This window comes from Mesobacillus subterraneus, from assembly GCF_003937825.1.
GTDB classification, from domain to species: Bacteria; Bacillota; Bacilli; order Bacillales; family Cytobacillaceae; genus Mesobacillus; species Mesobacillus subterraneus.
The window spans coordinates 211,710-231,267 of record NZ_RSFW01000002.1 but is presented as its reverse complement, the minus strand read 5'-3'; the positions used below and the strand labels follow the sequence as shown (position 1 = coordinate 231,267).

20 protein-coding genes are annotated in these 19,558 nt (G+C 44.7%); 9 read left to right on the top strand and 11 right to left on the bottom strand.

The annotated features are described in order from the left end of the window. Nucleotides 1-268 precede the first annotated feature (268 nt). Nucleotides 269-967, top strand: coding sequence for a Crp/Fnr family transcriptional regulator (locus tag EJA10_RS01590; protein ID WP_125478237.1), 699 nt, complete (start codon nt 269-271; stop codon nt 965-967). A gap of 94 nt (nt 968-1,061) precedes the next feature. Here the strand turns inward: EJA10_RS01590 and EJA10_RS01585 are convergent, their stop codons facing one another. The 3 genes from EJA10_RS01585 to EJA10_RS01575 all read right to left on the bottom strand — a co-directional run bounded on the left by EJA10_RS01585 (nt 1,062) and on the right by EJA10_RS01575 (nt 3,540). Continuing rightward, complete coding sequence (locus EJA10_RS01585) at nt 1,062-2,189, bottom strand: TIGR04053 family radical SAM/SPASM domain-containing protein (RefSeq protein WP_125478236.1); 1,128 nt, start codon at nt 2,187-2,189, stop codon at nt 1,062-1,064. Between the two features lie 195 nt (nt 2,190-2,384). After that, nucleotides 2,385-2,696, bottom strand: a complete 312-nt coding sequence (locus EJA10_RS01580) for a metal-sulfur cluster assembly factor (RefSeq protein ID WP_125478235.1) — start codon at nt 2,694-2,696, stop codon at nt 2,385-2,387. Between the two features lie 76 nt (nt 2,697-2,772). Next, nucleotides 2,773-3,540: a prolyl oligopeptidase family serine peptidase gene (locus EJA10_RS01575; protein ID WP_125478234.1), complete on the bottom strand. Its 768-nt coding sequence runs from the start codon at nt 3,538-3,540 to the stop codon at nt 2,773-2,775. Between the two features lie 213 nt (nt 3,541-3,753). On the opposite strand from EJA10_RS01575, the gene EJA10_RS01570 reads away from it, so the two are divergent. The 3 genes from EJA10_RS01570 (at nt 3,754) to EJA10_RS01565 (ending at nt 5,101) form a co-directional block, all read left to right on the top strand. Then, entirely contained in the window at nt 3,754-4,572 is an 819-nt protein-coding gene (locus tag EJA10_RS01570; RefSeq protein ID WP_125478233.1) for a Cof-type HAD-IIB family hydrolase, read from the top strand. 184 nt (nt 4,573-4,756) lie between these two features. Beyond that, nucleotides 4,757-4,909: a hypothetical protein gene (locus tag EJA10_RS23180; protein WP_170169028.1), complete on the top strand. Its 153-nt coding sequence runs from the start codon at nt 4,757-4,759 to the stop codon at nt 4,907-4,909. Beyond that, nucleotides 4,910-5,101: a DUF3813 domain-containing protein gene (locus EJA10_RS01565; RefSeq protein WP_125478232.1), complete on the top strand. Its 192-nt coding sequence runs from the start codon at nt 4,910-4,912 to the stop codon at nt 5,099-5,101. A gap of 44 nt (nt 5,102-5,145) precedes the next feature. Here EJA10_RS01565 and EJA10_RS01560 read toward each other — a convergent pair whose 3' ends face one another. Both EJA10_RS01560 and EJA10_RS01555 read right to left on the bottom strand, forming a co-directional pair. Beyond that, nucleotides 5,146-5,931 (bottom strand): BsuPI-related putative proteinase inhibitor, encoded by a 786-nt coding sequence (locus EJA10_RS01560; RefSeq protein ID WP_125478231.1) that lies wholly within the window; start codon nt 5,929-5,931, stop codon nt 5,146-5,148. A 22-nt stretch (nt 5,932-5,953) separates the two neighbouring features. Further along, nucleotides 5,954-6,796 (bottom strand): YitT family protein, encoded by an 843-nt coding sequence (locus tag EJA10_RS01555; RefSeq protein WP_125478230.1) that lies wholly within the window; start codon nt 6,794-6,796, stop codon nt 5,954-5,956. 129 nt (nt 6,797-6,925) lie between these two features. Between EJA10_RS01555 and EJA10_RS01550 the strand changes: the two genes are divergently transcribed. Then, nucleotides 6,926-7,786: a DegV family protein gene (locus tag EJA10_RS01550; protein ID WP_125478229.1), complete on the top strand. Its 861-nt coding sequence runs from the start codon at nt 6,926-6,928 to the stop codon at nt 7,784-7,786. Nucleotides 7,787-7,850: 64 nt separating this feature from the next. Then, nucleotides 7,851-7,982 carry a DUF3941 domain-containing protein gene (locus EJA10_RS01545; RefSeq protein WP_125478228.1) on the top strand — a complete coding sequence of 44 codons (132 nt, stop codon included), beginning with the start codon at nt 7,851-7,853 and terminating at the stop codon, nt 7,980-7,982. Nucleotides 7,983-8,006: 24 nt separating this feature from the next. Here the strand turns inward: EJA10_RS01545 and EJA10_RS01540 are convergent, their stop codons facing one another. After that, complete coding sequence (locus EJA10_RS01540) at nt 8,007-8,870, bottom strand: CvfB family protein (protein WP_125478227.1); 864 nt, start codon at nt 8,868-8,870, stop codon at nt 8,007-8,009. 143 nt (nt 8,871-9,013) lie between these two features. Here EJA10_RS01540 and EJA10_RS01535 point away from each other — a divergent pair, with 143 nt between their 5' ends. From EJA10_RS01535 to EJA10_RS01525, 3 genes are all read left to right on the top strand, one after another. Continuing rightward, on the top strand, nt 9,014-9,505 hold the full coding sequence (locus EJA10_RS01535) for a YajQ family cyclic di-GMP-binding protein (RefSeq protein ID WP_125478226.1): 492 nt from the start codon (nt 9,014-9,016) through the stop codon (nt 9,503-9,505). A gap of 269 nt (nt 9,506-9,774) precedes the next feature. Continuing rightward, nucleotides 9,775-11,427: a CoA-disulfide reductase gene (locus EJA10_RS01530; protein WP_125478225.1), complete on the top strand. Its 1,653-nt coding sequence runs from the start codon at nt 9,775-9,777 to the stop codon at nt 11,425-11,427. 437 nt (nt 11,428-11,864) lie between these two features. Beyond that, nucleotides 11,865-12,731, top strand: a complete 867-nt coding sequence (locus tag EJA10_RS01525) for an SDR family oxidoreductase (protein ID WP_125478224.1) — start codon at nt 11,865-11,867, stop codon at nt 12,729-12,731. Nucleotides 12,732-12,773: 42 nt separating this feature from the next. Here EJA10_RS01525 and EJA10_RS01520 read toward each other — a convergent pair whose 3' ends face one another. The 5 genes from EJA10_RS01520 to EJA10_RS01500 form a co-directional block, all read right to left on the bottom strand. Further along, the gene (locus tag EJA10_RS01520) at nt 12,774-13,817 is read right to left on the bottom strand and encodes a LacI family DNA-binding transcriptional regulator (RefSeq protein WP_125478223.1); all 1,044 of its coding nucleotides are present in this window, start codon (nt 13,815-13,817) and stop codon (nt 12,774-12,776) included. 125 nt (nt 13,818-13,942) lie between these two features. Then, a complete protein-coding gene (locus EJA10_RS01515) occupies nt 13,943-15,475 on the bottom strand; it encodes an alpha-amylase family glycosyl hydrolase (RefSeq protein WP_125478222.1) in 1,533 nt (510 codons plus the stop codon). A 71-nt stretch (nt 15,476-15,546) separates the two neighbouring features. Beyond that, complete coding sequence (locus EJA10_RS01510; RefSeq protein WP_125478221.1) at nt 15,547-16,389, bottom strand: sugar ABC transporter permease; 843 nt, start codon at nt 16,387-16,389, stop codon at nt 15,547-15,549. 1 nt (nt 16,390) lies between these two features. Further along, complete coding sequence (locus tag EJA10_RS01505; protein ID WP_125478220.1) at nt 16,391-17,674, bottom strand: carbohydrate ABC transporter permease; 1,284 nt, start codon at nt 17,672-17,674, stop codon at nt 16,391-16,393. 417 nt (nt 17,675-18,091) lie between these two features. Next, nucleotides 18,092-19,369: a sugar ABC transporter substrate-binding protein gene (locus EJA10_RS01500; RefSeq protein WP_125478219.1), complete on the bottom strand. Its 1,278-nt coding sequence runs from the start codon at nt 19,367-19,369 to the stop codon at nt 18,092-18,094. Nucleotides 19,370-19,558 lie beyond the last annotated feature (189 nt).

Here is a 19,558-nt window from a genome sequence, read left to right as displayed (position 1 = left end):
CTTCACACCTCTTCTTTGTTCAATAAACCGTCACATATAACTCCAAACATGCCAAACAAACGCCCCTCACACTCGATATAATGAGACTAGACGAATATTGTTTCAAATCTGTGAACAAAAAAAGCCTTATATTGTGACGACATTTTGACAGTTCCTGTATCAATATTTAGTTAACACTACCGTGATGTTATTATTGTGACAACAGTAATCAAGTCACGGAACCAGGCTCTTCAAGATAAGAGCCAATCTAAGTAAAAGGGTGATGACCATGCCAAATACAACGAAAGTAACTCATTCGATTGAAATTAAAGAATTGCTCCAGTTCGCCGACCGGACGATCCATGTCAAGAAGGGTTCATATCTGTTCCAGGAAGGCATGGAGGCAGAGGAGCTTTACTTGATTCTTGGCGGCAAGGTCCAGATCAGCAAAGTCACCCAGGACGGCCGCGAGCTTGCCTTAAGAATTTGTGGTGAAAATGATATTTGCGGGGAGCTGACGTTATTTACCGATGCACCAAAATACCTCTTGAGTGCATTGATTCTTGAGGATGCGAAAATCGCCGCGATCAGAAAAGATGTCATTGAAAAGGAAATTTTCCAGAACCCATCACTTGCTTTTGAGTTCATGAAATGGATGAGCGACCATTTCCGCAAAACACAAACAAAGTTTCGCGACCTGGTCCTGAACGGAAAAAAAGGCGCACTCTTCTCCACCTTGATCCGGATGACAAACAGCTATGGAATCCAAAAGGATACCGGCATCTTGATTGACCTGCCATTGACGAATCAGGAACTGGCGAACTTCTGCGGCACTTCCCGCGAGAGCACAAACCGTATCCTGAACGACCTTAAGCGGGAAGGAATCATTTCGATTAAAAAAGGAAAAATCATCATACACGATGTTGATTATTTGCGCCAGGAAATCGGCTGCGAAAATTGCCCTGCAGTCTTTTGCTCAATAGATTAAGCTTTCCCCTCATATAAAGAACGCTGGTGAACCCTCAGGCTCACCAGCGTTTTCTAGTTTGCAGCTCCATTGATTGATGGAGCTGCATTTCATTTTAATTTTGCTGCTTCTGCTTTCTCAGCGCTTTTGGAATGTACACACAGAATGGTTCGCTCTCCAGATAATCTCCGGTCATCGCAAAAGCACGAGAGCGTGATCCGCCGCATACATGCCTGAATTCACATACACCGCATTTCCCTTTGTACTCATCAGGATTCCTCAAGGATTTGAAGACAGGAGACTCCCTGTAGATTTCAGCTAACGGCTGTTCCCTCACATTCCCAGCTTTTACAGGCAGCAATCCACTTGGGTAGACGTCACCGATATGAGAGATGAACACAAAGCCGTTACCATCATTGACCCCTTTTGGTGCACGGCCAAGACCATCAATTGAACCTGTGAGCCCCTCTTTCGTGAGCGCGGTCAAGTAATCGATTTCTTCCGAATGGTCTTTTGCTTCCCGCATTTTCTGCTGGATGACGACACGGCGGTAATGCTGTGCTGCAGTTGTTTTAATATCGAATTTCACCCGTTTGCTTAAATCGTACAGCCAGGTGAATACTTTTTCATGTTCAACAGGTGAGATCATGTCCTTCTCCTGGCCTCGACCTGTCGGCACAAGGAAAAACACACTCCAAAGCACGCAATTCAATTCCTCGATCAGCTTCGCCATTTCCTCCAGATAATCAATGTTGTAGCGGGATATGACTGTATTGATCTGAATTGGTATCTCCAGTTCATGGAGATACTTAATACGCTCAATCGTCAGATCAAAGGAGCCCGCAGTCCCGCGGAAATGGTCATGAACTTCAGCAGTAGGGCCGTCAAGGCTAAAGGCCCAGCGTGAAAGGCCGACTTCTTTTGCCTTTTCAATGGCTTCCTTCGTCACATTAGGTGTTGCACTAGGTGTCATTGAAACACGCACACCTTTTTCAACCGCATACGCAGCGATATCAAAAACATCCTCCCTCATCAGCGGGTCTCCACCCGTAAAGACAAGCATCGGATTATTCATTTCATATATCTGGTCAATCAGCGCTTTGCCCTCTTCGAAGGACAATTCCCGCGGATCTCGTCTATATTGTGCTTCCGCACGGCAGTGCAGGCATTTAAGTTGGCAGGCTCTTGTCAATTCCCAAATCACGATGAATGGGTCTTTATTAAAATCTCTGGCAAACATCATTGGCGCCTCCTTTAAAACATCTCTATATAAGGAGTATATATGTGTTTCCAACATGCCTAAGTGAACTACCTCACATAAAATCGCGCAATTGGACAGTTTGTATGACAATTTTGTGACCTTGGAAGTCACGATCCGGATGGAAGCTATCGCTTTCCATTAAAAAAGCAGCAGGATTCATTCCTGCTGCTGCCTCTGTTAATCTCTGACGCCAAGGGCGATTTTCGCATAACGGGACATCATGTCCTTTGACCATGGCGGGTTGAAAACGATGTTAACCTCAGTATCCTTTACTTCAGGAAGGTCAGCCAGTGCCAATTTGACTTGCTCAACAATCGTTCCTGCCAGCGGGCAGCCCATTGATGTCAATGTCATCGTGACAGTAGCAAGTCCTTCTTCGTTCAAATCCACATCATATACAAGCCCCAGATTGACAATATCCACGCCAAGTTCAGGGTCAACAACCATTTCAAGCGCGCCCATTATGCTATCTTTCAAATCTTGATCCACGGTGAACACTCCTTTTGTATCGCTTTTCTTATTTCCATCATAACAATCATTCATGCTCATTTAAAGCATAAAGGCATTATACATGCTTTTCAAACCAGTCTGCCGCAGCCATGACTCCAGCATTTGAAACATTATGTCCCGCTTTTTCATCGGTAATGAATCCGAATATCCCTTCTTTTCCCTCATAGCTTTTCCTGTTTTGCTCATAAAAATCATACGCGGCTTTGTATGGAACAACCGGATCTAGCTTTCCATGCCAGAACAGCAGCGGGCGATTATTCAATTTTTCCGGCTGGAGGCTGAGATCGTATTTTTTAATTTCGTTCAGAAGCTCGGTAATGTCCTCTTTAGATAATCCAATCTCCACATTCCTTTTTTCCATTTCATTCAGCTGCCATAAAGCAAATTGTTCGAACGATGGGTTGCCCATCAAGCTGACTCCCGCCGTAATCCATTCATATTTCGCCAGGGCACCAAGCGTCGTGATGCCGCCCATCGATGTACCTGCAACGCCAATCCTGTTCGGGTCAGCCAGGCTTTCTGCCACTAATTCCTCTTTTATTACTGACAGCTCGTCGATTGAAGCAAGGACGATTTCCCAGAATTTGAAGCCCAGCTCCATCTCTGTTAATCCCTCGTTCCGTTCACCATGATATTTGGCTTCAGGCATGATGACCCTGAATCCTTTTTCGGCAAAAAGATAAGCGTAGTGCATGTTGCGTTCTTTTGTGCTTGTAAAACCATGCAGGAATATAATCAATGGGATTTCTTCTGAAAATTGCTTTTGTTTTACGACATGGAGAACGGGAATATGTTTAATGCGTTTCTTCTCGACTAAAATCAACTTAGGTTCCTCCCGGATGTGAAACGGTTTTACAAACTTTACCGCTCTTTTAAGTATCAAGAATGATTTATTTACAATTTATATGTAAAATGGTTACCATAGTGGTTATACAACCAATTAACCTGCATCCAATATATGTATTGTAAAACTCTTACGAAAAAAGAGCCACTCATACGCATATCATAAAAAAAAGAGATAAAAGAAGGAGTAATTATGGCTGAAAAACATTTAATTGCACTGGACCTTGATGGTACTTTACTTACAGATGAAAAAACCATCTCAGACAAGAACAAACATGTCATCCAAAAAGCTCGTGAGGCGGGCCATGTTGTGATGATTGCTACCGGAAGACCATTCCGTTCGAGCGAAATGTATTACCATGAGCTTGAACTGGACACGCCAATCGTCAACTTCAATGGAGCATTCGTACACCACCCGCTTGATAACAATTGGGGAGTCCATCATTCACCACTGTCCATCGATGTGGCAAAAGACATTGTCGAAGCGCTCGAGGACTTCAAATTCCACAATATCATCGCCGAGGTCATCGATGATGTGTACGTTCATTATCACGATGAAAAATTGATGGATATCTTTAATATGGGCAATCCGAACATCACGACAGGCGATTTGAGGAGATTTCTAAAGGCTTCTCCTACAAGTATGCTGATTCATTCAGACGAGGACGATGTCCGCAAAATACGCAAACACCTGTCCGAGGTACATGCGGAAGTCATTGACCACCGCAGCTGGGCAGCTCCGTTCCATGTGGTGGAAATCGTCAAAAGCGGTCTGAATAAAGCGGTTGGCTTGAAGCGGGCTTCGGATTACTTCCAAATCCCGGCTGAAAGGATCATTGCCTTCGGTGATGAAGACAATGACCTGGAAATGCTTGAGTACGCAGGGCGCGGAATTGCGATGGGAAATGCGGTCGACGAAGTGAAAAACATCGCAAATGACATGACGCTGACAAATGAAGAAGATGGGATCGGTGTGTATTTGAACGATCTGCTCAATCTAAAAGCTCTCTAAAACGTCCCTTAAAGCCCGACAGGCATGCCTGTCGGGCTTTTTTTTCTGCTACTCACATTATTGGCCTCCTGCCAAATCGAACCTCTTGGCGCAACGCTGTTTGTTTTTCCAGTGAAAGCACATACTATGCTTGAAGCGGCTTCAAGCCTGTTTCAAATTCGCTCGTAGATGGAGGGGTACAACGATGGGTAAAAGCAATAAATCCAAGCGTTTTGTACAGCAAGGTGTAGATACTGTCGCCAAGCATGATCAAAGAATCCCTTACCACACCACGTATGCCGAAGCTGAAGCTCAGAAAATGGCCAATGTCAAAGAGTCCTCATTAGGAGGAATCTAAATGGGAAACAGGCTTTTTCAGGAAGCAAGGAAAGCTGTCCAGCTAGCCCAGACTGCAGAGCCTGCGGAACAAGCGGCGGCCATCAGCACAGCGAAAAACGCTCTCTCTTCAGCCTATGCCAACACGACAATGGCTGAAAAAGAGCAGCTTCGGTCATTTCAGGACGAGCTGAATTCTATCGAAAGCAAGTAAAAGCAGAAGCTGGCGGAAATCACCGCCAGCTTTTGCTTTTATTCTTATTGATTATTGAATCTTTCGAGCAAAACAGGATATGTGTGAATAATTTCGCCGTCCTTGCTTCTCTCGTACAAATTCAGGATGAGCGAAGCATTTTGAGGCAGTTTGTTCTCGGGAATGGAAATGTCGATGGTGAACGGTTTCCACTGCGGGTACTTTTCTGTAAAAATCAGCTCAGTTTCACCGACCAATTCATTGTGGCCATCCTCTACCGTATAATAAAATTTGCCATGGATCGGCCTGGCTTCCCCGGAGACTTTATATGTCCCCTTGCTACCTTCTGCCCGCACTCCTTTAAAAACCGGATTTTCGCCAGGGATGTACATCGTTTTTGCATCAGTCATCAGCTTTTTGTCAGCAATCGGCTTGCCATTGACGCTGATGGCCTTCAAATTCGCGGTAACCGTATATTCGCCTTCTTTCACACGCTCCCCTGCTGCTAGATAATCCCAGCTTTCCTTCCAGCTGATTTTTCCCCGCGGCTTTAGTGTCACTGTTTCGAAAGCCTGGGTGAACGCCTTTCCATCTGAGTATTGATAAACTTTCTTCCCCGACGGATCGTTTACTGTCAGTTCATATTTCTGCGAGGTTGGAAACTCAAAGGCAAGCGGATTATTACCTGTGTTTATCAGAACGAGTTCAAACACCGCTTTTTCCGGTCCCGCTACAGGGTCGACATAAAAACTGAATTCCGTTTGTCTTGATGATGGCTTTTCTTCTCCGATTGCCAGTACAGGTGCTACGGCCATCAGGAGGAGAATGATCAATAAGCTGATTTTCCTCATTCACAAACCTCCTTTTTCAGTATTACTCCCTTCTAAAGAACCCGAAGATTCCTGCTGTTTCCACGATATTGGTGAATGCCTGAGGATCGACGTCTTTGATAATGTGTTCGAGATCATACAATTCATACCTCGTGATGACGATGATCAGCATCTCCTTTTGTTCCCCTGAAAATGCCCCCTTTGCCGGCAGCAATGTTATGCCGCGGACGAGCTTGTCATGGATGGCCTTCTTTAATTCATCAGACTTCTTGGTAACTATCATCGCCGTCAATTTCTCATGGCGGGTATGGATCGCATCGATCACCCGGGTCGACACGTACAAGGCGACAAGGGTGTATAGCGCATTTTCCCATCCGAACACAAAACCAGCTGTCATTATAATGATGCCATTCAGGAGAAAGAAATATGTACCAACCGGACGATCATTCATGCGCGAAAGCACCATCGCGATAATATCCATTCCACCTGTGGATGCCCCCCACTTCAAAGTCAGCCCGACACCGATTGCTGCTACCACGCCGCCAAAAACAGCGTTCAGCAGAATGTCGCTTGATACTTCTTTTACCGGGAGAAGTTCGAGAAAGAAGGATGATAGCGCAACAGAGATAAAGCTGTACAGCGTAAATGATTTCCCTACTTTCATCCAGCCGAGGATGGTCACCGGGATATTCAAAAGTAATAAAAGGATACCAGTAGAAATATTGAATGGTGCAAATTCCCCAAGGATACTTGATACGAGCTGCGCAATACCAGTGAAGCCGCTGGCGTATACATTAGCCGGTATCAAAAAGAAATTCAGCGACATCGCATTCAGGAATGCCCCGATGACGACAATGATGATTTTTTTCGTTTCCAACCAGATCATGTAAATCCCCCTTATTTTTGTCTATTCATCCTCTACCCCTATTTTGCCGAAAATCACTACATTTAATTGTCTTTTTGCGATATTCCCGATAAACTATTATCATATATAGGTTGAAAGCAGGTGAAAGTTATGTCAGTAAAAATCATGGCTGACAGTGCATGTGATTTGCCACTGAATTTTTATGAAGAAAATGGAGCAACTTTATTCCCATTGAAGGTCCAGATTGATGGCACCGAGTATGAGGACCTTCGAACCATCCAGCCTAAACAAGTTTACGATGCAATCAGAGCTGGCAATCTCCCTAAAACCTCACAGGCTTCTCCTGCTGGTTTTAAAGATGTTTTTACAGATATGGCCGAGAATAATCAGGACGGAATATACATAGCGTTCTCATCTGAATTATCCGGAACATACCAGACGGCCGTCATGATCGCTGAACAGGTCAAGGAGGACTATCCAGATTTCAACTTGACCATTATTGACACAAAATGTGCTTCCCTCGGTTATGGACTTGTTGTGAAGGAAGCTGTCCGTTTGGCTAAGGAGAACAGATCAAAAGAAGAGATCGTCGAAGCAGTCCACTTCCACAGCCAGCATATGGAGCACTTATTTTCAGTTGATGACCTTGACCATCTCGCAAAAGGCGGACGAGTCTCAAAAGCTTCCGCATTTGTCGGCGGCCTTTTGAATATCAAACCGCTGCTCAATGTCGAAGATGGCAAACTGGTTCCAATCGAGAAAATCCGCGGAAAGAAAAAGCTGCTCCGCAGGATTGTCGAAGTGATGAAGGAGCGCGGTGAAGGATTTGAACAGCAGGTAGTCGGAATCAGCCATGCGGACGATCTTGACACAGCGACTGAGATGAAAAACATGATCTTGGAAGAGCTGAAGGCTAAGGATGTCTACATCACCTCTATTGGTGCAGCAGTCGGATCCCATACCGGCCCTGGCACAATTGCTATTTTCTTTTTAAACAAACTGCCATCATAAGTTACATACTCCTTTCAGGTTTTAGGGAAAATAAAATGTACCTAACTTGAAAGGAGTTTTTATTATGCCGCATACCTCTGATAACGATAAAAAAGCAAAGGACAATAATGCCCTTCGCCATGAAAAAAATATGATGCGGGAAAAGAACCGCAAAGCAGGCAAGAACGAATACTCCAAGAAAACCGATCATCTGTAAAAAGAAAAATAGAGCCGGCCGGCTCTATTTTTCTTTTTTATATGTCCAGTTGTCTTCCTGATAGATCTTTCCTTCCTTCATGAGCCTGCCCAGCGCCCTTTTGAAAGAGCCTTTGCTCATGCCGAAGCGCTCCTGGATATCCTCCGCCATGCTCTTGTCATGATAAGGCATCGCTCCGTTCCGCAGGTCAAGATAATTCATGATCTTTTCGGCATCTTCATCGAGAGCCTCCTGCTTCCGCGGCAGCAGCGAAATATTGACGGACCCGTCCGGTTTGACATCGATGATGCGCCCTTCGACTTTTTCGCCAATCCGCGGCTCTGTGCTGCGCTGTGATTCATGGATAAAGCCTTTATAGCCTTCAGCCGTGATGATCCAGCTGCCGACCCGTGCTGTACGGTAGATGTAGCCATGAACGTTTTTATTGAATGCACTTCTTGTTGCAGGAACGGAAATCTCCTGAATGACTGGATCGGTCGCCACACGCGCGTAAATCATATTATTCCGATTGACCCGCAGCGTGGTGTACAGCAAGTCCCCTTCCTGAGGCCAAACCGATTTCACGACCGGCAAATCTTCTTCCCCAAGCAAAATATCCTTGCTGATGCCGATGTCCAGGAATACGCCGATCCCTTCCTTTACACCTGCAACAGGAACCCAATCATATTTTCCAACCTGTACTTTGGGGATGGTCGTCGTTGCCGTGAGACGACCACGTGAATCAACAAACAGGAAAACTTCCACCTCATCCCCTTCCTCAAACGACTTGTCCGTATCGTTGGAATGGAGCAGCACATCCTCTTCTCCATCCGTTAAAAAATAGCCGTATTCAGCAATCCTCGCGACAGTCATCTTCAAAGTCTGACCTGTATATTCATTTAAGGACATAAAATCCCTCCTAAGTTTTTAAAACAAAAGATACCCAATTACGTAAAGTTGTTTGAACTGCTATATTTTACTATAATGTAAGCAAAAGCGAAAGCGCATTGGCAAAAGCGTGCGCCGCAAATTTTCCTATTCCGGAGGTAGACATGTCTAAAGAGAGCTCTTTTGATATTGTATCCAAAATTGAAATGTCCGAAGTGACCAATGCAATCAGCATCGCAATGAAAGAAATCCAGACCCGTTATGATTTTAAAGGGAGCAAAAGTGAAATCTCGCTTGATAAGGAGGAACTTGTCCTCATTTCCGATGATGAATTTAAGCTTGACCAGTTGAAGGACGTTCTATTCAGCAAAATGATCAAACGCGGGATTCCTGTAAAAAACCTTGACTACGGAAAAGTTGAACGTGCTTCAGGAGGAACTGTCCGCCAGAGAGCAAAGCTGGTTCAAGGGATTGACAAGGAAAACGCGAAGAAAATAAACACCCTCATTAAAAATAGCGGTTTGAAGGTCAAGAGCCAGGTTCAGGATGATCAGGTCCGTGTTACCGGTAAGAACCGCGATGACCTCCAAAAAATCATAGCGGCAGTTAAGGAAGCTGACCTTACTGTAGATGTGCAGTTTGTGAATTATCGATAATAATTGGGCTAAAACTAAATAGGATGGGCAAAAGCGGACAATGGAAACATCGTCCGCTTTTTCTATATATAAAAGTCATGAATGCTTCACAAAATTATGGAAGCTTCTTTGTATTCTAAATGTAGTATAGAAGATGTGATATTTATCGGTCAGAATTTCAAAGTTTCACAAATCCTTCACAAAGTTCTATTGGTTTCCCCCTATTTTCACGTTAATATACCAGTAGGGGTATAAAAACATACATTTTCACGGAAAGGATGACTAATACAATGGGTAAAAAAACCGTGATCGTAGGCGGCGTAGCAGGTGGAGCAACTACAGCAACAAAACTTAGAAGATTGGATGAACAAGCAGAGATTGTTCTTTTTGAAAGAGGCGAATTCATTTCGTTTGCAAACTGCGGTCTGCCTTACCATATCAGCGGCGTAATTGAAGACCGAAAGAAATTGCTCCTTCAGACAGTTGAAGGCATGAACGCACGTTATAACCTGGATATCCGCAACTTCTCTGAAGTGACTGCAATCAATCGTGAAGAAAAAACGGTAACGGTAAAACATGTCCAGACTGGCGAAGAATACACTGAGGGCTATGATGTCCTTGTTTTATCACCGGGAGCGAAGCCAATCGTTCCTCCAATCGAAGGCTTAAAGAGCGCGAATGTTTTCACTCTAAGAAACATTCCTGATATGGATAAAATCAAAGCATATCTTGAAGACAATAAACCAAAGAATGCAGTTGTCATCGGCGGCGGCTTCATCGGATTGGAAATGGCTGAAAACCTCGTCCATGCAGGAGTAGATGTTACGCTTGTTGAGAAATTGCCGCAGGTAATGGGTCCTGTCGATCCTGAGATGGCTGCAATCGTCGAGGATGAACTGAGAAAGAACGGCGTTGAGCTGGTCCTTGGCGACGGAATCACAGACGTACAGGATAATGGCACGAAGGTTGTGCTTGAAAGCGGCAAAGTTCTTGATGCAGAGTTGATTATCCTGTCAATCGGCGTACGTCCAGAAAACCAGCTTGCAGTCGGTGCAGGACTAGAATTGGGCGAACGCGGCGGCATCAAGGTCAATGAATACCTGCAGACATCAGACGAGTCGATCTATGCCATGGGTGACGCGATTGAAGTAACAGACTACATCAATGGGCAGCCAACGATGATTCCGCTGGCATGGCCGGCTAACCGACAGGCTCATATTGTCGGACATCATATTAACGGCCGTAATATTGCCTATCCTGGTACACTTGGCACATCAATCGTTAAAGTTTTCGAGCTGACAGCAGCGACTACTGGAAACAGCGAAAAGCTATTGCGCAGACTCGGAATTCCATACGAAGTGGTTCATATCCATCCCCTTTCACACGCTGGCTACTACCCAGGTGCAGAGCAAATGTCACTTAAGGTTATCTTCGACAGAGAAACCGGGAAAATCTACGGCGCACAAGCTGTTGGTAAAGACGGTGTAGATAAGCGCATCGATGTCATCGCCACAGCAATCAAAGGCGGATTGAGTGTCTATGACCTTCAGGAACTTGAGCTGGCATATGCACCGCCATTCTCATCTGCTAAAGACCCAGTGAACATGGCTGGTTATGTTGCATCCAACATTGTCGATGGAACAATTGAAACGGTCCAGCATTACGAAGTTGACGGCCTGATCAAGGATGGCGCAGTGATGATTGATGTTCGTACTGAGAAAGAACACGCAGACGGCATGATCGAAGGTTCCAAGAATATTCCGCTTGATGACCTGCGCAACCGCCTGGATGAGCTTCCAAAGGACGAAACCATCCTGATTACATGCCAGGTCGGTTTGAGAGGATATCTCGCATCCCGTATCCTTCAGCAGAACGGCTTCAAGGTCAAGAACCTGACTGGCGGTTACAAGACGTACTCCATCTTTAAAAAGAAAATGGGTTGATGATCAAGCGGCTTCCTTTTTGGGAGGCCGCTTTTCTTTTACAAATTATGTCTAAAAGTGAATTAAAATCGAGTTTTGGTTAATTAAAATGGAGAAAAGGTAAATTATAATGGGAAAAAGGTAAATTAAAAACTGATTTTGGTTAATTAAAACGGCAAAAAGGTTAATTAAATTAAAATCATAGAAAATTAACTCTGCAAAAGGCAGGGTCCCCGCCCCTAATTAGGTTATTTTTGATGCTTAGCACTCCCACATTGCTGTGAGAAGGGATTTCTGCTATTTTTTCTACCATCAAGGCTTAGATAACGCGCCATTCATGTTTTTTTACCAAATCTAATTACTCCTCCCCCCATTAAGAAGGAATTTCCATGTTTTTTCTCTGGTTTTTTAAGGAATTTAATATATGTGACTTAAACTATCGGGGAGTGAAGTGAATCATGGCAAACGAAAATAATAAGCAGGGCTTTCCGCCCCAGCATCAGGACCATCAGCCGGGTACTGAACCGGAAATGAAGCCGGAGCCAAAGTCGGTTGATGAAAACTATAAGGGTTCCGGGAAATTAGCTGGCAAGGTTGCCTTGATCACGGGCGGCGACAGCGGCATTGGGAAATCGGTGGCGATTTATTTTGCCAAGGAAGGTGCCGATGTTGCTATTGTTTATCTCGAAGAAAGCAATGACGCAGAAACCACGAAGCAACTGGTTGAAGCGGAAGGACGCAAATGCCTGCTTCTGGCGGGTGATGTTGGCAGCGAGCATTTCTGTGAGGAGGCGGCCAAGAAGACGATTGATGAGTTTGGTAAGATTGACATCCTTGTCAATAACGCAGCGGAGCAGCATCCGCAAAAGAGCCTGCTCGATATTTCTGCCGATCAGCTTGAGAAGACATTCCGCACTAATGTATTCTCGATGTTCCATCTGACAAAAGCTGTCCTTCCACATTTGAAGAAAGGCAGCACCATCATCAATACCTCATCGATTACGGCCTACAAGGGCCATGAGAAGCTCATTGACTACTCTGCGACCAAAGGGGCGATTGTTACGTTTACGCGTTCCCTTGCGATGTCTCTCGCTTCACAAGGCATCCGTGTTAACAGTGTGGCGCCAGGTCCGATCTGGACTCCTTTGATTCCATCGACCTTCTCTGCTGAAGAAGTAGCGAAGTTTGGAACGAACGCGCCAATAGGACGAGCTGGCCAGCCATTCGAACTGGCTCCTGCCTATGTCTATCTGGCAAGCGACGATTCCACTTATGTCAGCGGCCAGACCATCCATGTCAATGGCGGCACAATCGTAAATGGTTAAACACAAAAAAAGCAAAGCGCATGCGCGCTTTGCTTTTTCTCATTAAATCATAACCTCTTTGTGGTCCTTTGGCTGGCTGCAGGAGAATCGTGATACGATTTTGAATGGCACGATGATCCGCTTGATTGGTTCATCCGGATTTTCTATTTTTTGGATCAGGCTTTTTGCTGCCTGGAAGCCAAGCTCGAAAATATTGATATCCACTGATGTCAATGGAGGTCTTGCCATTTCAGCAATCAGGACGTTATTGAAGCTGACAATGGAAATATCATCTGGGACGGAAATTCCCATTTCATCGAGTTTATTCAACACACCGAGGGCCATCAGGTCGTCTGCAACCACCATAGCGGTCGGCGGCTTGTCCAGCGATAGCAAAACCTGGACTGCATCCTGTCCGCTCTCACGGAGGAATTCATCATTGACGATGTATTCATCGACAAGCTGGATTCCTGAGTTGCGCAAAGCTTTTTCATAACCAAGCAAGCGTTCAACTGTCACGACCAGGTCAAGGTTTCCACCGATGAATCCGATCCGATCATGGCCAAGCTGAATCAGATGCTCTGTCACTTCTTTTCCTGCTTTAAAATTGTCATTATCGACATAGCTTGTATTTTCATCATCTTTAAACGGTTTACCGATTACGACGAACGGAAAGTCTCTTTCCTTCAGATAGGCAATGACCTTGTCTTCTACCTTTGAATATAAAAGGACTACGCCATCTACTCTGCCGCCCTGAACCATCGAAACGACACCATCAAAAATCTCGTCCTCCGTCTTGCCGGTTGTCATATGGAGAGCATATTGCTTGGCATGTGCCCCCTCGCTCAATCCTGTCAAGGCTGTTGGAAAGAACGGATTCTGGAAAACAACATCGGTCGAACTCGGCATGACTAGCCCGATAGCCCGTGTTGACTGACTTGCAAGGCTTCTGGCGATGAAGTTTGGGTGATACCCAAGCTGGTCCATAACCTCCCTGACTCGTTCCTTCGTTTTTTCGCTGATTCTAGGACTGTTGGCGATTACACGCGAGACAGTTGAAGGCGCGACATTTGCTACCTTCGCAACATCTTTAATTGTGACAGCCATTAAGTTCCCCTCCCTTTTGCCAGAAAAAATCCTTATCTTTATTATAATGAATTACTCGTGTTTTTTCCGTATTTTTTTCAGTGTTGCCGTAATTGCCATTGGCAATATTGGTGAATATTTCCCCGTTACTTCTTCTTCCGTTTCGCCCGTCTGACAAGCATGAAAATGAATGCGAAGAATGCAATATAAACTGCGCCCATTGCTGTTAAATATGGGATGTTCAAACCCGTTCTGTCAGCGAGAACATAGATTTCAGCTTCCTCCCGGTCGATTGAAAGATGGTATTCTCCATCCTTGCTCTTCACCATATCATTGGCAAGCAACCCTCTTAATTCCTTGTCACCCTCCAGCTGGTCTGCAGTCAGTGTGACATTTTGCGTATTGGATGTGTTATTGATGGCGACGACGGACGTCTCATCCTGATATGTCCGCTTAAAAACAGCCATGCCCTTCTTTTCATACAGAAGCTCGAGATCCCCGCGCTGCAAAGAAGGCAGCTGATTTCTCAGTTCGCCAATTTTGGTGATGTAATCGATCAGTTCCTTATCCGCCCTGAAGCTCATCAGTCTGCGGTTATCCGGGTCTTCTCCTCCATCAAGGGCAATCTCGCTGCCATAATAGACAATCGGAATTCCAGGTGCTGTGTACATATAAGTCAAGGCCATCTTCCATCTTGTGCCCGGGTGCTGCCTGTTCTGGACCGCTTTCCTTGTGAACCGGACCATATCATGATTATCGATGAAATTCCCCATCAATTCAGGATTCTCATAAATCGTTTCATTTCTTTTAGCTGTCGTAAACAGCCAGTCCAGCGTTTGGTCAGGCTTTTCAAAAGCCGTGCGCAGCTGCTCATTCAAAGGGAAATCGACAAAACCGTCAATTCCGGCTTTATCATATTCAGCGATATAGTTTGGATCGTTGGACCAAACCTCGCCGATCAAGTAAAAATCGTCCTTAACACTCTTCACTTCTTTTGAAAAATCAGCCCAAAAATCGACAGGTACGTGCCTGACTGTATCAAGTCTGTAGCCGTCAATATCCGTTTCCTCAATCCACCATTTAGCAGCGTCAAGCAGATACTGCCTGGTCTCAGGGTTTTCCTGCGCTAAGTCCGGCAGGCCATATAGCCAGTTGTTTTCCAGCTCTTCCTGGTTGGTCCAGTCAATGATATCTTGCTTCTCATGGAACCAATCCTTCTTAGCCGGGTCATTTACCCATTCATGTTCTGGTGCAACATGGTTGACGACAAAATCAAGGATGATTTTGATGTCGCGGTCATGTGCCTCTTTTACCAGTTCTTTGAATTTGTCAACGCTTCCAAAGTGCTCTTCTGTATTGTAAAAATCACTGATCCAGTAACCATGGTAGCCTTTGTCGACATTATCGAACACAGGTGTCAGCCAGATTGCTGTGAAGCCCATGTCTTTTATATAATCCAGCTGGTTGATAACCCCCTGGAAGTCCCCGCCATGATAGGCCTTTGGATCATTGGTGTCAACCTTGAAATCATTGCTGTTGTCTCCATTGTTAAAACGGTCCACCATCAGAAAATAAATTGTTTCATCCTGCCAAGCTCGTCCTTCTTTTTCAACCGCTCCTACAGGGAGAGCGCTAAAAAGAAGCAACGGAATCAAGATGAAGATGAGAACTTTTTTCATCTCCGCTCCTCCTCATAATTTAAGCAAAGGCCAAAAATGGCCTTTGCTTAAAAATTGTCTGCCCTAATAGATTATCCTTTTGTTCCACCAGCCGTCAAACCTGATACAAAGTACTTCTGGAATGACAGGAACAGGATGGCGATCGGTACAGCGATCAATACAGCACCAGCAGCGAAAGTGGTGAATTCAGCACCGAACTGCTTGGCAACCATATCGTAAAGACCGACAGCCAGGGTGTATTTTTCTTCTGTACGCAAGAGGATCCTTGCCAGGATGAAATCGCCGAATGGCGCGATGAATGCGAACAGCGCAACAACGGCAATGATTGGAGTGGCAAGCGGCATGACGATCTGGAAGAAGATTCGCAGATGTCCCGCTCCGTCCATTTTAGCTGATTCATCAAGTTCTTTTGGAATCGTATCAAGATACCCCTTCATGAGCCAAGTATTCATCGGGATCGCACCGCCGACGTATACAAGGATCAAACCAAGGTGTGTATCAAGCAATCCAGTCAATAATGCAAGTATAAAAATCGCGATCAATGCTGCAAAGTTTGGTATCATCTGCAGGATCAGGAATGTCATCAAGCTGTTTTTACGTCCGATAAAACGGTATCGTGAAAATGAATACGCTGTAAGGCTGACAAGGATGACTGTAAACACCATTGTCAGTACACTTACCTTCAGCGAGTTCCAGTACCAGTACAGGTAATTGCTTCGGCTTGTGTCGAATAGCTCCTGATAATGGGCAAGCGTCGCATTTTTCGGGATGATGCTTGAACCGGACAAGCTCTGCCCTGGATTGAAGGAAGAGCCGACAATCCAGAGGAGCGGATAAATGATGATCGCAAACATTGCCAAAATCACAAGGTAGGTTAGTGTCAGTCTGATATATTTCTGTCGTTTGATACCCATATTACATCATATCCTCTTCTTGGAATGATTTCGTTCTCTTGAACTGCCATAGCGCCACACCGATAACAATCAATGAAAGCAGCATGGTGATGGCAGCAGCTTTGGAGTATTGTGCAGATGTCATCGTCAGGCTGTAAATCCACGAAATCAGGATATCTGTTCCTCCGGCATTCGCACCTGAAACTGCAGGTCCCCCGCCATTGAATAGATAAATAATATTAAAGTTGTTGAAGTTGAATGTATACTGCGTAATCAGGATTGGCGCTGTAGCGAATAGTACGAGCGGCAATGTGATGTTCTTGAACTTTTGGAAGTTCGTCGCTCCGTCTACTGTCGCAGCCTCATAAAGCTCTTCTGGAATGGACTGAAGGACTCCAGTCGTCATCGCGAAGATGAATGGGAAACCTAGCCATGTCTGAATCCCGATCAATGCGATTTTCGTGTACATCGCCTCTGTCATCCATGGAACTGGATCAATACCGAAAAAGCCAAGGATGTCACGGTTGATCGCCCCGAATGATTCATTGAACATACCAGCGAACACAAGGATGGAAACGAATGCTGGTACAGCCCAAGGTAGGATAAATACTGTACGGATAATTGCTTTTCCTTTTACATCCTTCTGGTTCACGAGAATCGCCAGGAACATTCCCAGGGAAACCTGGAATGTCGTAGCGACGAATGTCCAGATGATTGTCCATGATAATACCGAGAAGAATGTCTCACGCCAGGATTGAAGCTGGAAAAGGTCAAAGAAGTTTTTAAGGCCGACCCAGTCAACAAGCTTTGCTGGCGGTGAATGATATAGATCGTAGTTCGTGAATGCAAGCAAAACTACGAAAATGATTGGAAATACAACGACGAAGATGAGAAGCAGGAATCCAGGTGACATGATCAGATATGGGAATCCATTGTCGATCAGGTTATGGTATTGCTCCTTCACTGTGCTCAGGCGTTCGCCCATGTCCCTTTTCAAGCCGACCTTATAGGCGTCGTTTAAGTTGAATAGATAGAATCCGATTCCAAAAAGAAGGACAATGACGGCCAGGATCCCTTCAACCATCAGGAAGATAGAATGGTCACGAGGCGTTTGTTCTCCAAGAGTGAACAAACCCCATAACCCCATGTTTAGAAGGTCTGAGAACACTCCAAAGAATGCACCCGTCAAGATCAGAAAAGCAATCCCTTTTAAGTATTGTTTGTTGTATAGCTGTCCTAGCCCCGGAATAATCGAAAGGGCTGCTGCTATTTTGCGGTGGTTGGTTTGATAGGACTTCTCTTTCATCCTATATTCCCCTTTCTCTTTCTATGATTGATAAGGCTCATTTTTCGTAAACGCTGTGCTTTCACATAGGAGAGATCTTTGGTGACTTTCACCCCTATAGTAGGTTTTGCAGCATTCAAATTTGCCTTTATAAAAGCATCAGATGCTTTATGAGAACGAATACATTGTCATCCATACTGAAGCGTTTCCACTCAGTATTATGCCGAACTCTCTTGTTTTCACTCTCATGAAGCATCTGATTAATCTATCTCTATTCTAGCGCAACCGTTTGCTCAATGAAAGACTTTTTTACTGCAGTTTTCGTAAACTTTGTGACTTTTCGATTGGATGTCTACGAAAAAGCAGAAACTGGAATTTCCTATTGGAAAATATAACAGTACCCCCACAAGGGAGGTACTGCTATGCTTTATCACACTATTATTTTGCGTGGTTTTGCTGGATGTTTTGTTCAATTTGCTTAACAGCTGAATCAAGAGCTGCCTGTGGCTCTGCTTTGCCTGTTACAACAGTTTGCAACGCGCTTGCCATTGGTCCCCAAACCTCTCCCATTTCAGGGATGTTTGGCATTGGAACTGCGTCTTGAGTTTGAAGTGCAACAGCTTTAGCGCCTTCGTTTTCAGCAAGAGCTGGATCGTCAACTAGTGCTACGTTTGTTGGTACTTCAGCAGTTTGCTCGAAACGGTATTTCGCGTTTTCGTCGTTTGTGATGTACTCTAGGAACTTAGTAGCCCAGTCAATGTTCTTTGAGTATGAAGATACGTGCCAGCCTTTAACACCCATGAAAGTCTTCATTGGAGTGCCATCAGCGAATTTAGGGAATGGAGCAACACCGAAATCGATGCCAGCATCTTTCATGCCGCCGAATGCCCAAGGTCCGTTCATGACAGAAGCAACATTACCTTCGTTGAATAGTCCGTCCATAGCAGAACCGCCGTTTTCGCCGATGATTCCGTTAGGGAATAGCTTTTCAGCATACCACTTCTGGATGTACTCAGTACCTTTTACAGCACCTTCGTTGTTCAAGCCAAGGTCTTGAGGGTCAAGAGCTCCGTCTTTTTCGCCAAAGACATAACCGCCGTTGCCGCCGATTGGAGCGTGTGCAAAGTAGAAGTTATCCCAAAGAGCAAGGAAACCGTATTTGCCGTCTTTAGTATTAGCTTTTGCGAATTCATAAAGGTCTTCCATTGTAGCAGGAACTTCAGTCATAAGAGCTTTGTTGTAGATGAATACTGGAGTTTCAGCAGACTTTGGAAGTCCGTATAATTTTCCATCGAAAGATTGTGCAGAGATTGAAGACTCAGAGAAAGTGCTCTTCACATCGTCGCTAACGTTCAGTTCCTTAATGTGTCCCTGAACTGCAAGTTCACCGATTTGGTCATGTGGAAGAGTGATGATGTCCGGACCAGTACCAGCTGGACCGTCAAGACGTAATTGTTCTTTCATTTTTGAAGCCATTTCAACTTCTTTGAACTCGATTTTGATACCGTGTTCTTTTTCAAAGTCTGCAGCTACCTTTTCAAGCCAGCCAGACTTGTCTTTATCTTCCCAAACTACCAGCTTTTCTGGTTTTGAAGCATCTTCTGTCTTCTCGCCGTTGTCTTTTGAACCCGTGTTCTCTTCTTCTTTAGGTCCGCAAGCAGCAAGAGCGCCAATCACCAAGATCAGCATCATGAAAATCGACAATGCCTTTTTCATGTGTATACCCCTCCTAAAAATGTGTAATTTACTTTTCATTGTGCAGAATGTCTTCCTATTTGTGCAAACGTTTGTAATGTTGTTTGCAAGTCTATGAAAACGATTGCACAACCTACCTCTTATTATAAAGACTTAAATGATTTTGACAACTAGTTTTTTATTTTTTTTTTGCCAGAGTAAGGAATTCGT